The following is a 12,903-nucleotide window of genomic DNA, read 5'->3' as shown; positions in this document are numbered from 1 at the left end:
GCGAGCGCGGGGGGCAACCTCTGCCTGGCGTCCCCGTATATCCGGGATCGCGGCGCGGGCGGCGATCCGTAAAGCAGGGCTTTTCCTGACCGCAGCGAGCGTGCTCTCCGCATGCGGCGGCTCAGGCGGCGTGAAAAAGTCTCCTCTGTCGCTGCTGGGGCTCGGGCAGGCCGCTCGTACCGGTTATGTCGGTACGGTCGTCGCCGATGAGCCGATCGCGGCGCTCGCCGCCCATGACGTATTGTTGAGAGGCGGGAATGCTGCTGACGCGGCAGCGGCTTTGGGGCTCGCTTTGTCCGTCACGCTTCCGTCGCGGGCTTCTTTGGGGGGGGGCGGAGCCTGTCTGGCCTGGAAGCCCGGCGACCGGGATGGTGGCAGGGCGTTCCTCTTCCTCCCCACAGGCGATGCGCCGCAGGACGCGCAGCAGGCGTCGGCGTCTCGTGCGGATCGCCCCGCGTCAGCGCCGATGTTGGCCCGTGGTCTGTATTTGATGCAGATTCGGTATGGGAGCGTCGATTTTGCCGATCTTACGCGCCCGGCGATCAGTCTGGCCCGCGCCGGTTTCGAGGTCAGCGGACAACTCGCTGCGGATCTGTCTGTCGTGCAGGCGCCGCTTCTGGCGGATGACGGTGCGCGAGCCGTCTTTGGGCGCGCCGACGGTTCGGCTCTCAAGGCGGGCGATATTCTCCGCCAGCCGCGTCTCGCCGGATCTCTTGAGCGGATTCGCAGTGGCGGTGTGGGCGACCTCTACACGGGCGCCCTTGGGCAGACGCTGGTTGCGGCAAGCAACGCGGCGGGCGGCGGTCTGACGATGGCCGGTCTGCGCGGCGCTCTTCCTGCTTCGGTTGCGCCGCTTACCGTGACGTCAGGCAATGTGAGCGTGTCGTTTCTGCCTCCGCCTGCGGATGGTGGTTATGGCGCGGCGGTCGCATGGCTTGGACTGGCGAACGGACAGGGGAGTTCCAGCAGGGGGCGGCAGGCTGTGGCCGCATGGCGCGCCAGCGAAGCCGGTGGTTCTGTTAGTACGCAGTCCGCGCGCGCCGAGGCGTTGCTGAGTTCCGGACATGCTCCTGCCAGCGGCGGGACGTTGCCCAGCCTGCCAGCGTCGACGTCCTTCGCGGTGGTCGATCGTGACGGCGAGTCAGTCGCATGCGCGCTCACGATGAACAACCTGTTCGGCACAGGACGTATGGCGGGTTCGACGGGTATCGTTCTTGGCGCGTCGGCTGCGCATAAACCCGGTCCGCTGCTTGCCGCTGCGATCGCTCATCGCCGGGCGGATGTATTCCTTGCCGCCTCGGCCGCCTCAGGCCAGGCCGACGCCGCAGACGCTGCGGCCGCTGCTCTGACCGGTGCTCTGGGCGGCAACGTCAAGGCGATGTCGCCGACGACCGAAGCCGGCCGCGCCAATGCCATCTCCTGTCCTGGCGGCCTGCCCGGCGAGGGTGAGCACTGTCGCGGTTGGACCGATCCGCGTGGCGGCGGCTACGTATCTGCGAGCGACGGTTCCTGAGGCGGGGCCGTCGGGTAGAGAGGGGGGCTATTCCGCCCTTCGATAACAATATGAAGGACGCCTTTATCCGCCGCCGAAACTGCGGACAAGGCTTCCGGTAACCAGCTGCCATCCGTCCACCATCACGAAAAAGATGAGTTTGAACGGCAATGATATGGTGGCGGGCGGCAGCATCATCATGCCGAGGCTCATCAGGACGGTGGCGACGACGAGGTCGATCACCAGAAACGGAAGATAAAGCAGAAACCCCATTTCGAAGCCGCGACGTAGCTCGCCGATCATGAAAGACGGGATAAGTACGCGCCAGGGCGTATCGGTAGCCGTTGCTGGCGGGTGCAGGTTGGCGAGGTGGAAAAATGTGGACAGGTCCGCAGGACGCGCATTCGCGAGCATGAATTTTCGAAAGGGTTCCGCTGTCGCGCGGATCCCGTCCAGTTCCGCCAGACGACCGTCCATCATGGGCGCTACGCCGTTCGTCCAAGCCAGGTCCAGCGTCGGCTGCATGACGAAGAAGGTCAGGAACAGGGCGAGGCCGATCAACACGGTGTTGGGCGGCGTTCCCTGCGCGCCAAGGGCGCTGCGCAGAAGCGACAGGACGATGACGATCCGCGTAAACGCGGTGACCATCACCATAAGGCTGGGAGCCAGCGAGAGAACCGTAATCAACGCTGAAAGTTGAATCAATCGTCCCGTAGTGCCGGGGCCGCCACCTTGTCCGAGGTCCAGACTGATCGACTGAGCCTGTGCGGCGTGAGGCTGTAAACAAAGCGCAACACCGACGACGATCGCATATCCTGCGGCATAACGGAGCAAACGACTTATGGCGTTGGTTGTTCCTGGCGTCGCCCGCGTTTTCACGATTCCGCCTCCTCGTTCGGCGCCCATCCGACTACGAGGTCATTTGGCCCCCCGGTGAGGATAAGGAGTCTCTTGCCGTCGCATGTCAGGACATTCAGGCGCCGCTTAGGATCGATGGCGAGAGATCCTGCCACGACGACGCCTGCAACCGTTTTCCCGTTCGGTCGCAGGCGGTCGGCAAATTTCCATCCGTGGCGGCTGAGCAGGATCATCGCGACGACCGCGACGAGCGCAAGCAGGGCGGAGACGGCGTCGTGAAATCCCATTCGCATGTTCCGTGGCTGATGCGTATGGACGTCATGTGGACTGCAAAAGCTAACGAAGTATTTAGCGAAAAATCCAATTCGAAAATATAAACAAAAAATCCAGAATATGATGTCAATTAACGTATTTTCAGCTTTTGATGCTCATGATCGACGCTTGGGATGAAGCGTTAAGTGAACTGGAGAACGTAGATGCTGGAGGCTTCCCGATCAGTTGCTGGCGGGGTCGATATTTTTGGCCTCGCTCAGCGTCGTATGCAATGGCTGGAGGCACGCCAGCAGGTTCTCGCAGGCAATGTCGCCAACGCGAATACGCCCGGATACGCGCCACAGGACGTCGCACCATTTGACGGGATGATGGGACAGTTCGATATCCCGCTTGAAACGACATCCCCAAAACACATCCCTGTTGGGGCGCGCGGAAGAATGCAGAAAGTCACAGGCGTTGACGAGCAATCGCCTGATGGAAACCGCGTTTCCCTTGAAACGCAGATGGAGATGGTGGCTGATACCGGAGATCAGCAACGCCTCGCGGCCAATGTTTACACGGCGTACAAGACGATGCTTGGCGCTGTTTTGGGAAAATGACGGTCTAAAAAATGGATATGACCTCAACGCTGAATATATCCGCTGCGGGAATGGACGCACAATCGCAGCGTCTTCGTGTCGTGGCGGAGAATCTGGCCAACCAGGACACTACTGGCTCTACGCCGGGAGCAGATCCATACCGACGCAAGACCATCACTTTTCAGAATGAAGTTGATCGACAAAGCGGAGTCTCGACAGTCAAGGTGAAGAGGATCGGTCAGGACATGTCTGATTTCGAAACCGAATATAATCCATCTCATCCCGTAGCGGACGCACGTGGCTACGTGAAGAAGCCGAACGTCAACACGATGGTGGAGGTGATGGATGCGCATGAAGCACAACGCTCGTATGAGGCTAACCTGAATACATTACAGGCGACACGCTCAATGATGACGCGCGCGATTGATCTGCTTAAATGATAATTGAACCGAACTCGGCCAACTCCCTGGCTGCGGCCGCGTATGCGCGCACTCAGGCAGGTGCGGCTGCTTTGGGCGATTCTGACGCGACGTTTTCCGGAGAGGGTGAGAGCGTCTCGGGATTCGGCGCCGCGTTGGAAAGTGCGGTCGAAGATTTTTCCAGTTCCAGTAAGGCCGCAGAGAAAAAAGCGTCTTCAGGACTGAAAGGGCAAGGTAACTTGACCGATATCGTGACGTCCGTATCCGAAGCGCAGATGGTTCTGCAGACCGCGTCGGCAGTGCGTGATCGTGTTATCCAGTCATATCAGGAAGTCATGCGCATGACGATATAGTATTTAATTCGCTTTTTATATTCGAAAAGAAGTTCAATGAATACGATAGATATTGCTAATATTTTACGTGAAACCCTATTTGTGGCGGTGAAGGTCGGAGCGCCCACTCTTCTGGCGTCATTGGCTGCTGGCCTATGTATATCCATTTTGCAGGCGGTTACACAGATCAATGAGTCCACGCTTGCATTTTTGCCAAAGTTTCTAGCATCTATGGCGGCGTTATTGTTTTCCGGATCTTTTATGTATGAAACGCTGATAACATACACGCGGCATATTTTTGATCAGGTTATCGTCGCAGGCGGATCTTGAGTGGCGACCTTACGACTTTGATCGCGGAATTCCCAGCGCAGGTAGTGGTCTTCGCCGCGATACTCTCCAGGGTCGGAGCGATGGTCGTTACTATGCCTGGGTTGGAAACAGAGACGCCGACTTCAGTGAGAGCTGCTCTGGCGATGGTCATATCGTTGCTGATGTTTCCACTTTTGGCGAAATATTTTTCTGGAACCAGCGCGATCGATATCCTCGACCCGGGGCGAATGATCTTGCTTATCGGCGGCGAATTGTTGAACGGGGCGCTGGTTGGCTGGCTGGCTCAGTTGATGGCGCTTTCGTTTCCAATTGCGGCGCAAATACTTTCAACGTTTACAGGTCTGTCGAACGTCCTTCAGCCTGATCCGGCTCTTGGTTCACAGGAGACGCCACCAAGTCGTTTGGCTTCGATTCTAATCCCTATAGCACTTTTTTCGTCAAATCTCTATGTGCTGCCTCTGCGGGCGTTGGCAGGAAGCTACAATGTGTTTCCGCCGGGACAATTCCCGTTTCCGGGTGATGCTGCGAGAAGCGTTGCTGAAACAACGTCTCACTCGTTTCTTCTGGCCTTCCAGCTTGCCATGCCTTTCGTTTTGATTGGTACGTTATGGCCAGCCATGCTGGGGTTATTGAATCGTTTTTCTCCATCATTGCAAATTTACTATCTTGCGATGCCCGCCCAGATGCTCGGTGGAATTTTGCTGCTGGCGTTGTTCATGCGCGGCATGCTGGAGGCGTGGACAACTGCATTCGCTTCGTCCCTGAATGGTCTTCCTGGGATAGGCGTATTTTGATGATCATAAACCCGTATCACAAGACATGGAAAATTCTTAGGAACAGATCGACGATTTCTGATTATGGCTGAGGATGATTCAGGCTCGAATACCGAAGCTCCGACCGCTCAAAGATTGGCTCGCGCCCGTGATGAGGGTAACATCGCGCAGTCGCGGGAATTGCATCTTCTGTCCAGCCTGGGTTTTGCGACGTTGGCGCTGACCATGGCGCTCCCTGAAGGCTCTCGAGATTTTGTCATCAGGATGCGTGGGCTGATGGCTAATAGCTCGCAAATAGATCTCGACCCTGCGAGCGTTGCGAAACTGTCTTGGTTGGGCGTTCGCATGATGCTGGTGGTGGGAGCGCCCATCGTGGCAGCGGCTTCTTTGGGCGGCGTCGCTACGGCGCTTCTGCAGTCCGGGTTTCTGCTCCGGATGGAGGCCTTGATCCCCGACGTCGGTCGCTTAAACCCGCTATCGGGAATAAAACGTATATTCAGCGTCAACAATGCCGTCGAGGTGATAAAATCTCTTGTAAAGCTGGGTGTATTTTCTTTTCTCCTGTTCGGCGTTATTCGTGACACTTTATCTGCAGCCATGGTGTCACCAGGATGGACGGTGGAATTATTTACCCGGCAACTCTACGGTTTCTTTATCAGATCTGTAGCGACGATCCTGGCCGTTCAGGCGATCATCGTCGTTTTGGATGAAGGATGGACCCGTTATCGGCGCACGCAGGACCTGCGTATGAGCAGGCATGACATACGTGACGAGATGCGACAATCCGAGGGCGATCCGCATGTGAAGGGGCGGCTCAGGCAGATACGCATGAGCCGGTCACGAAAACGAATTCGAGAGGCCGTTAAGACCGCGACTGTGGTCGTCACAAATCCGACCCATTATGCCGTAGCATTATCTTACGATTCTGGCGTTAATGCAGCGCCGCGCGTGGTTGCAAAGGGCGCCGACGAGCTGGCTGCGCGCATACGTGAATTCGCTTACGAGGCGCGGGTGCCAGTCGTGTCCAACCCTCCGCTTGCGCGAAGTCTGTATACATTGCCGGAAGACGCTGAAATCCCCTACGAGTATTTTCAGGCTGTAGCTGCGATCATCGCATATGTCTGGAAGCTTAAAAAGCCTGCATCGAATGCCCTCCCCCCTGTGCACTAGTAATGCTGTATACCGTCGTGGAGCAGGAACTTCTTCGGTAAATAAAAAGATCACTGAAGGATGGCGCGAGGTCATGTGTTGCGAATTGCATGATTCCGCATGCTCAACAGACGTCGCCATCGCTTACATTGCATATGTCGGCGACGACGTGATGTGCTTTCTCAGTCCGGTTAGAAAGGGTCTTATCTGCTGCAGCTGACCATGAGGTCGCTCGTTGGCCGGATATGGTCCTGAAGAAAGGGAGAGGAAGTCTTTTCAATCCCGATTACGGTAAATCCTGCAACCCGGTAAACGGAGACGCGTGTTCTTTCTGATCAAAGGCGTCATTCCGGTGACCAAATACACGAATTCGATTGATGCCGGCCTGCGCGGATTTTCCGGATGCCTGGACAAGGGAGAGTTGACGCATGTGCATTCGCGCTTGAAACGATCATCGATAACTTGTCCGCCCACTACGGAAAGGAACGACCCGAGGATGAACGAACTGCAGAAGCCGCATGTCGTGGTTGTCGGCGGCGGTCCTGCGGGGCTGGCGGCGGCGGAAACACTCGCGGCGCGATCCTGCGCCGTGACGGTGGTGGATCGTATGCCCAGTCTTGGCCGCAAGTTTCTGATGGCTGGTCGAAGTGGCCTCAATCTCACCAATAATGAACCTCTCTCTGGCTCTGACAGCGGCGGATTTATTCGCCGGTATGGCGATGCTTCATCGTGGTTGGGTTCCTCGGTGCGGGCGTTCCCGCCTGAGAAGCTGGTGAATTGGGCCGAGGAGCTTGGGCAGCCCTGTTACAGCGGTAGCGGCGGTCGCGTGTTCCCGAAGGCGATGAAAGCGTCGCCATTGTTGCGGGCATGGCTGCAAAGGCTCGGTGTGGCTGGCGTGTCGGTTCAAAGCGGCTCGCGCTGGATCGGGTGGAGTGAGGATGGCGCTCTCCTATTTGAACACAAGGACGCCGTTGCATCGATGACGCCCGATGCGACCATTCTTGCTCTTGGCGGCGCCAGCTGGTCCCGGCTCGGTTCGGATGCGCGCTGGATGGGCGCGCTGGTGGAAAGGGGCGTCGATATGACGCCGTTTCGCCCGGCAAACTGCGGCTTCATCGCTGCGTGGTCGGATACTTTTCGAGAACGCTTCGCCGGAACGCCATTGAAGCGTATCGCCGTAACATTTGAAGGCGCGACCTTGCGTGGTGAGGCAGTGGTGACGGCCCGAGGGATCGAGGGCGGGGTCATTTATGCGCTGTCGGCGGCGTTACGGGACGCTATCGACCGAGGCGGTTCAACCATTATACATCTCGATTTGCGACCGGATATCGACGAGGCGATGCTCGCCCGTCGCCTCGCTGGTGTGCGTCCGCGCGAAAGTCTGTCGAATCGTCTGCGTAAAGCGGCTCAACTTCCGCCCGTCGCGGCTGCGTTGCTGCGCGAGGTCGGCGAAACGCCGAAAGACCCCGCTTCGCTCGCCCGCTTATTGAAGGCGGTTCCAGTTTGCTTGACCGCCACGGATGCAATCGACCGCGCGATATCCGTCGCGGGCGGCGTTGCAGCGTCGGCGTGTGACGAACGCTTTATGCTCAATGCCATTCCTGGCGTCTTTGTCTGCGGAGAAATGCTCGACTGGGAGGCCCCGACCGGCGGGTATCTTCTGCAAGCCTGCTTTTCGACCGGAAGGGCGGCAGGAGAGGGCGCCGCGCGCTGGCTGGAGATGCGAGGGCTGTTGCGCGAACAGGATTCGGGACTGTATCCCCACCCGTCATGAGCAGCGCGATCGATATGGGTGAAATTTCCGGCGGCGGACCGGCGACGCTCGACCTTGCCGAGCTTCTGGCCACGCGTTTGCTCGTGCAGGGCAATTCAGGTTCCGGAAAATCCCATCTTTTGCGCCGCTTGCTGGAGCAGACGGCGACGCTGGTGCAGCAGGCGATCATCGATCCTGAAGGCGATTTCGTCAGTTTGGCCGAGGCCTACAGCCATCTCGTGATCGACGCGGCGGAGCACACTGAAGCAGCGTTGCAGGCGGCTGGCGAGCGGATGCGGGTGCACCGGGCGTCCGTCGTGCTGAATCTGGAAGGGCTCGACGCCGATCTCCAGATGAAGCGCGCGGCGGCTTTTCTGGGCGGCATGTTCGATGTGCCGCGGGCGCACTGGTATCCTGTGCTGGTCGTGGTCGACGAAGCGCAACTCTTCGCGCCGGCTGCTGCTGGAGAGGTGACGGAGGAGGCGCGTCGCGCCTCGCTCGGGGCGATGACCAACCTGATGTGCCGTGGACGCAAGCGCGGTCTTGCTGGCGTGATCGCAACGCAGAGGCTCGCCAAGCTGGCCAAGAACGTCGCGGCGGAGGCGTCCAATTTCCTGATGGGCCGCACCTTCCTCGATATCGATATGGCGCGTGCGGCAGACCTGCTCGGCATGGAGCGGCGGCAGGCGGAAGCGTTTCGCGATCTTCCGCGCGGGAATTTCGTGGCGCTTGGCCCGGCTCTGACCCGGCGCCCGCAAACCATTCGAGTCGGCGCCGTGCACACTGAAAGCCGTTCCGCTGGCCCGGTGCTCGCGCCGTTTTCTCCGCCAGTCGAGCCGGTTGCAGAACTGATTCTGGCGCCGCTTCCTGAACCGGAGCAGTTCGTCCGCCCTCGTCGTGTTGCCCCGCCTCCGCCCGACCTGCTGATGCAGTTGGCGAGTCATGGTGATGCGCTGGCCGAGGCGGCGACGGACGCCACGGCGGAGGCGCAGGAACCTGTCGATCCGGCCGAACGGCGCCGCGCGCTGGCGGCCGTTTTGCGGGAAGTTCTGGCTGAGGACGACGGGGGATTCAGGCCTCCGGCGTCCTTGTATCAGGATTTTCTCGTTCGCTGCCGTATCGCAGGCCTCGGTCGCGACGCCATGGACATGCGCGCTTTTCGTCGCGCGCTCGCCACCGCCCGCAGCGGCGTCGCCCAAGAGGCGGAGGAAACGGAAGAATGGCGTGCGGCTGAGGAAGTCGCGTTCTCCTTGCCCGACGATATGCAGGGGACGTTTCTCTTTCTTGCGCGAGCCGCCATGGATGGAGCTCCATGCCCTTCGGACGCGGACATTGCACGGATTTACGGGACGCATTCGACTGGCCGTGCGCGCCGGATGCTCGGATGGCTGGAGGAGCGCAACTTCGTCGTGCTGAGGCTCGACGGCGCGGGGCGTCGCCGAGCGGCGGTCATAGGCCTTGGGTGGGAGACCGCGCCGGGCGACCCGGGGAGTTGAGACGGGGCAGAGCGTTGTTCCGGTGGATTGCCATGGAGAGATGCAGCGTGGATAAAAGGCCGCGCGCTGGTTGCGTAACCTGGCCAGAAAGAAAGAACGAAATCATGTCCTTCCCGCACCGCTTCGCTCTTGCGCTGGGCGCCGCCGTTCTCGGCGCAACAGTAATTTCGCCCGCGTCCGCGCAAGGCGTAATCACCAGCAACATGACTGCAGTCGACACTGTGGAGACGATTGATCCCGACACCGGGACGGTGCTGCTGACGACGGCCAACGGCGACCATGTGACGGTCAGCGTCCCGGCCGACGCTCGCAAGAAACTGCCGCACATTGAGCCCGGTGATCAGCTTCGCCTGCATTTCTTCCAGACCGTTGACGCCGAAATCGCGCTGCCTGACGCGCCGTTGCCTGAGTCCACCGTCTCCGCGAGCAAAGGCTATGCGCGTCGGCATCCTCACGGGACGATGGTCTCGTTCCGTCGCCAGCGCGTGCATGTCCTCGCCGTTGACGCGCCGCATCACACAGTGACGTTCAGCGACGGTGATCTGGCCAGCCGGACGGTCACTGTGCGCCAAAAGGCCATGCGTGATTTCCTTGCGACGCTGAAGCCGGGCGATACCGTCGACCTGACCACCATGGACTCGGTCGGGTTCGAGGTCCTCAACCGGACCGTGACGCCTGACGTCAAGGTTCAGGAAAACGCCGGACAGCACTAATTACAGTTCGGTCGTCGGGTTCCGACGGCCGTCAACCCCTCGCCTTGCTGGCGTTAGCCGCGCATTCTACGCTGCCCTGACTTGTTGAAAACGGGACGGGGTTTCGCGAATGAAATGGAGCACTTTCGGGGCGGTCGTCACCGTCGGTCTCCAGGTGTTTTTCATCATTCGCGCATTATTGCGCCCCCACCGCCAGCCCACGTCGCGCGTGGCCTGGGTCGCTATCCTTGGCGCTCTGCCGCTGCTCGGCACGGTCGCGTATATTCTCCTCGGTGAAACATATCTCGCGCCAAAAATCGTAACGCGGATACGCGAGGCGATGCGGCGCCTGCCCGTTCCGGGGCGTCATTCGGATGAGTTGATAGACGCCGAACGTGAATTCGGGATGGAGCCGCGTCTGGCCCCACTGTTTCGGGTCGGTCAGTCTATCAGCGGTTATCTGCCGCTTGCGGGTAACAGCGCCACACTAGTGCGGGATTCGGATGCGGCGATCGACGCCATCGTCGCCGATATCGAGGCGTCCCGCGAGCATGTACACATAAGTTTTTATATCTGGCTGGCCGACAACAACGGCATGAAGGTCGTGACGGCGCTGATCGCTGCGGCGAAGCGCGGGGTGGTTTGCCGTGTGATGGCGGACGATCTGGGGTCGCGCCGCCTTATACATAGCAGCCACTGGAGCGCGATGGAGCGCGCCGGTGTGAGGCTGGTCCAGGCCCTGCCGCTGGGTAACGTGTTGCAAAGACCCTTTCGTGGGCGCTTCGACATGCGCAACCACCGCAAGATCGTCGTGATCGACAGTCGCGTCACATATTGCGGCAGTCAGAACTGTGCGGATGCGGCGTTCAGGGTCAAGGCGAAATATGCGCCGTGGGTCGATGTGCTGGCGCGCTTCGAGGGACCTGTGGTGCTGCAGAACCAGCACCTGTTCGCCACGGACTGGTTCGCACACACAGATGAAGACCTGACGACGCTTCTCAGCAACGCGCGGGCCGAGGAAACCGGTGGGATCGTCGCGCAGGTGATTGGCACCAGCGCCGCCGTGCGTTACGCCGCCATGCCAGAAATGTTCGTCTCGCTGATGGATGCGGCGGCGGAGGAGCTGACGGTCACGACGCCGTATTATGTGCCCGACGAACCGATCCAGATGGCTCTTTGCGCCGCCGCCAGACGCGGCGTGAAGACAACGCTCACGGTGCCGTTGCGTAATGACTCCTGGATCGTCGCGGGGGCAAGCAGAAGCTATTATAGGGATCTTTTGGACGCGGGCGTAAAGATTTGCGAATATCCACTCGGGCTTCTGCATGCCAAGCTGATGACTGTCGATGGGAAAATGACGTTGATCGGTTCCGCTAACATGGATCGTAGAAGCTTTGACCTTAACTTCGAAAACAACATTCTCCTTGCGGACAAGCCGTTCACTGCGGACATCCGGGAGAGGCAGCAAACCTATATCAACGCCTCGATCCCGGTCCGCGAAGAGGTAGTGGACAGCTGGCCCAAATACCGCGTTCTTTGGAACAACGTTCTGGCGATGATCGGACCGGTTCTTTGACGACGGGGCCCTTTAGCAGGATGATCATCTAATTCCGTCTACAAGAACAACTCCAATGCAATGTATTTTTAATCGTAAAAGCGTCGCAGAACTTTGATGTTTATCAGAAAACTGCGAGGCGGTCTTACGAGAAGTCCGCCCTATGGCCCATCTGCACTACGATCTATATTGCTCACGTCAAATGCCCGTGCGGCCAATTGAGGTTCCGCTAGAAAATCGAATTGTCGCGCCAGCGATGAGGGCGGCCCCATGAGGGGGCGGGAGGTCATGGGATATGGCGCGATGTCAGGGAGGTGAGCACCGTAGTCGGGGAGTTATGGGCGCCACGAACGGCGGGGAACAGCGTTCGTGGCGCTCGGACAGGGGATTAGCCCTGCCAACAGTTTCCGGCTTTAGTCAGGATTCTCCAGATACTGAAGCATGCCTTCGCGAGCGCCGGTCACGAGGAAGACGCTTGGCATATGTTTCGCCCTCTACACGGCGTTCGAATTTTTTTGTAATGCACGGCGCAGGGCTGGAAGCATGTCCGACGGCTCCGGGCGTCGCGTATAATCCGGATTGACTTCGGCATATAGAATTGTTCCGTCCTGTCCGATTACGTAACGGGCGGGCATCGGTAACGTCCAGCTATTGTCGCCGTTAAAGTTGGGTAGGTCATTTTTAAGGCTTTTATACAGTGCAACCAGATAATCAGGTAGCGCAAAGCGCAATCCAAAAGCCGCCGCCACGTCGTTATGTGCGTCGGACAAGATGGGGAAGTCGAGCGCGTTCTGCCGCACGGATTTTCGACTGTTTACGGAGTTTTGAGGTGAAATTGCGACAACGCTGGCGCCAAGGTCCTGAAAACTCGCCAGTGATTCCTGAAGAGCCTGCAACTCCATATTGCAATAAGGGCACCAGACGCCACGATAAAAGCTGAGAACCAGTGGCCCGTTGGTCAGCAGTGATACTGAGGATATCGGGCGGTCGTCCGGGTCATTAAGGATAAAGGCTGGAGCTTTGTCGGCCGCCTTTAGCGCAAGGCCTGCGGCGTTCGATGCGATCAGTTCCGCCGTGGCGCGATGCATGGTTGCGATGACAGATGGAGGAACGTTGTAGGGAGGCTTGCCGGCCTCAAAGTCAGCCTTGAACGCGTCCAGTTTTTCCTGAAGAGTCATGAGGTTTCTCCAAAATTATGTTAAG

Annotated in this window: 14 protein-coding genes; 11 read left to right on the top strand and 3 right to left on the bottom strand. The window is 59.1% G+C overall.

The window, feature by feature from the left end; genetic code table 11:
- Positions 1-37 precede the first annotated feature (37 nt).
- Complete coding sequence (locus tag J2D73_RS11925; protein WP_408736839.1) at positions 38-1,513, top strand: gamma-glutamyltransferase; 1,476 nt, start codon at positions 38-40, stop codon at positions 1,511-1,513.
- 63 nt (positions 1,514-1,576) lie between these two features.
- On the opposite strand, the gene fliP is transcribed toward J2D73_RS11925, so the two are convergent.
- Positions 1,577-2,299 (bottom strand): flagellar type III secretion system pore protein FliP, encoded by a 723-nt coding sequence (fliP, locus tag J2D73_RS11920; RefSeq protein WP_341535087.1) that lies wholly within the window; start codon positions 2,297-2,299, stop codon positions 1,577-1,579.
- Between the two features lie 68 nt (positions 2,300-2,367).
- Positions 2,368-2,637, bottom strand: a complete 270-nt coding sequence (locus J2D73_RS11915) for a hypothetical protein (protein WP_233140462.1) — start codon at positions 2,635-2,637, stop codon at positions 2,368-2,370.
- Between the two features lie 189 nt (positions 2,638-2,826).
- On the opposite strand from J2D73_RS11915, the gene J2D73_RS11910 reads away from it, so the two are divergent.
- The 10 genes from J2D73_RS11910 to cls all read left to right on the top strand — a co-directional run bounded on the left by J2D73_RS11910 (position 2,827) and on the right by cls (position 11,721).
- The gene (locus tag J2D73_RS11910) at positions 2,827-3,222 is read left to right on the top strand and encodes a flagellar basal body rod protein FlgB (protein ID WP_207881782.1); all 396 of its coding nucleotides are present in this window, start codon (positions 2,827-2,829) and stop codon (positions 3,220-3,222) included.
- Positions 3,223-3,233: 11 nt separating this feature from the next.
- The gene (gene flgC, locus J2D73_RS11905) at positions 3,234-3,641 is read left to right on the top strand and encodes a flagellar basal body rod protein FlgC (protein WP_207881781.1); all 408 of its coding nucleotides are present in this window, start codon (positions 3,234-3,236) and stop codon (positions 3,639-3,641) included.
- A complete protein-coding gene (locus J2D73_RS11900) occupies positions 3,638-3,973 on the top strand; it encodes a flagellar hook-basal body complex protein FliE (protein ID WP_207881780.1) in 336 nt (111 codons plus the stop codon). The genes flgC and J2D73_RS11900 overlap by 4 nt, the downstream gene beginning before the upstream one ends.
- A 36-nt stretch (positions 3,974-4,009) precedes the next feature.
- Positions 4,010-4,282, top strand: a complete 273-nt coding sequence (locus J2D73_RS11895) for a flagellar biosynthetic protein FliQ (protein ID WP_026397168.1) — start codon at positions 4,010-4,012, stop codon at positions 4,280-4,282.
- Positions 4,279-5,076, top strand: coding sequence for a flagellar biosynthetic protein FliR (locus tag J2D73_RS11890; RefSeq protein WP_207881779.1), 798 nt, complete (start codon positions 4,279-4,281; stop codon positions 5,074-5,076). The genes J2D73_RS11895 and J2D73_RS11890 overlap by 4 nt, the downstream gene beginning before the upstream one ends.
- A 63-nt stretch (positions 5,077-5,139) precedes the next feature.
- Positions 5,140-6,225 carry an EscU/YscU/HrcU family type III secretion system export apparatus switch protein gene (locus tag J2D73_RS11885; RefSeq protein ID WP_207881778.1) on the top strand — a complete coding sequence of 362 codons (1,086 nt, stop codon included), beginning with the start codon at positions 5,140-5,142 and terminating at the stop codon, positions 6,223-6,225.
- A gap of 475 nt (positions 6,226-6,700) precedes the next feature.
- A complete protein-coding gene (locus J2D73_RS11880; protein ID WP_207881777.1) occupies positions 6,701-7,978 on the top strand; it encodes a TIGR03862 family flavoprotein in 1,278 nt (425 codons plus the stop codon).
- Positions 7,975-9,453 carry an ATP-binding protein gene (locus J2D73_RS11875; protein WP_207881776.1) on the top strand — a complete coding sequence of 493 codons (1,479 nt, stop codon included), beginning with the start codon at positions 7,975-7,977 and terminating at the stop codon, positions 9,451-9,453. The genes J2D73_RS11880 and J2D73_RS11875 overlap by 4 nt, the downstream gene beginning before the upstream one ends.
- 104 nt (positions 9,454-9,557) lie before the next feature.
- Entirely contained in the window at positions 9,558-10,166 is a 609-nt protein-coding gene (locus J2D73_RS11870) for a preprotein translocase subunit YajC (protein WP_243429895.1), read from the top strand.
- 109 nt (positions 10,167-10,275) lie between these two features.
- Positions 10,276-11,721: a cardiolipin synthase gene (gene cls, locus J2D73_RS11865; RefSeq protein WP_207881775.1), complete on the top strand. Its 1,446-nt coding sequence runs from the start codon at positions 10,276-10,278 to the stop codon at positions 11,719-11,721.
- Between the two features lie 473 nt (positions 11,722-12,194).
- Here the strand turns inward: cls and J2D73_RS11860 are convergent, their stop codons facing one another.
- On the bottom strand, positions 12,195-12,878 hold the full coding sequence (locus J2D73_RS11860; RefSeq protein ID WP_207881774.1) for a peroxiredoxin-like family protein: 684 nt from the start codon (positions 12,876-12,878) through the stop codon (positions 12,195-12,197).
- Positions 12,879-12,903 lie beyond the last annotated feature (25 nt).

Source organism: Acetobacter sacchari (assembly GCF_017377715.1).
GTDB lineage: Bacteria > Pseudomonadota > Alphaproteobacteria > Acetobacterales > Acetobacteraceae > Acetobacter > Acetobacter sacchari.
This window is presented reverse-complemented; position numbering and strand designations above follow the sequence as displayed.

What these genes read in the sequence shown, in the direction of transcription:
- J2D73_RS11915 (WP_233140462.1), bottom strand. Translation starts at nt 2,637, where the DNA reads ATGGGATTTCACGACGCCGTCTCCGCCCTGCTTGCGCTCGTCGCGGTC.
- J2D73_RS11910 (WP_207881782.1), top strand. Translation starts at nt 2,827, where the DNA reads ATGCTGGAGGCTTCCCGATCAGTTGCTGGCGGGGTCGATATTTTTGGC.
- flgC (WP_207881781.1), top strand. Translation starts at nt 3,234, where the DNA reads ATGGATATGACCTCAACGCTGAATATATCCGCTGCGGGAATGGACGCA.
- J2D73_RS11900 (WP_207881780.1), top strand. Translation starts at nt 3,638, where the DNA reads ATGATAATTGAACCGAACTCGGCCAACTCCCTGGCTGCGGCCGCGTAT.
- J2D73_RS11895 (WP_026397168.1), top strand. Translation starts at nt 4,010, where the DNA reads ATGAATACGATAGATATTGCTAATATTTTACGTGAAACCCTATTTGTG.
- J2D73_RS11885 (WP_207881778.1), top strand. Translation starts at nt 5,140, where the DNA reads ATGGCTGAGGATGATTCAGGCTCGAATACCGAAGCTCCGACCGCTCAA.
- J2D73_RS11880 (WP_207881777.1), top strand. Translation starts at nt 6,701, where the DNA reads ATGAACGAACTGCAGAAGCCGCATGTCGTGGTTGTCGGCGGCGGTCCT.
- J2D73_RS11875 (WP_207881776.1), top strand. Translation starts at nt 7,975, where the DNA reads ATGAGCAGCGCGATCGATATGGGTGAAATTTCCGGCGGCGGACCGGCG.
- J2D73_RS11870 (WP_243429895.1), top strand. Translation starts at nt 9,558, where the DNA reads ATGTCCTTCCCGCACCGCTTCGCTCTTGCGCTGGGCGCCGCCGTTCTC.
- cls (WP_207881775.1), top strand. Translation starts at nt 10,276, where the DNA reads ATGAAATGGAGCACTTTCGGGGCGGTCGTCACCGTCGGTCTCCAGGTG.
- J2D73_RS11860 (WP_207881774.1), bottom strand. Translation starts at nt 12,878, where the DNA reads ATGACTCTTCAGGAAAAACTGGACGCGTTCAAGGCTGACTTTGAGGCC.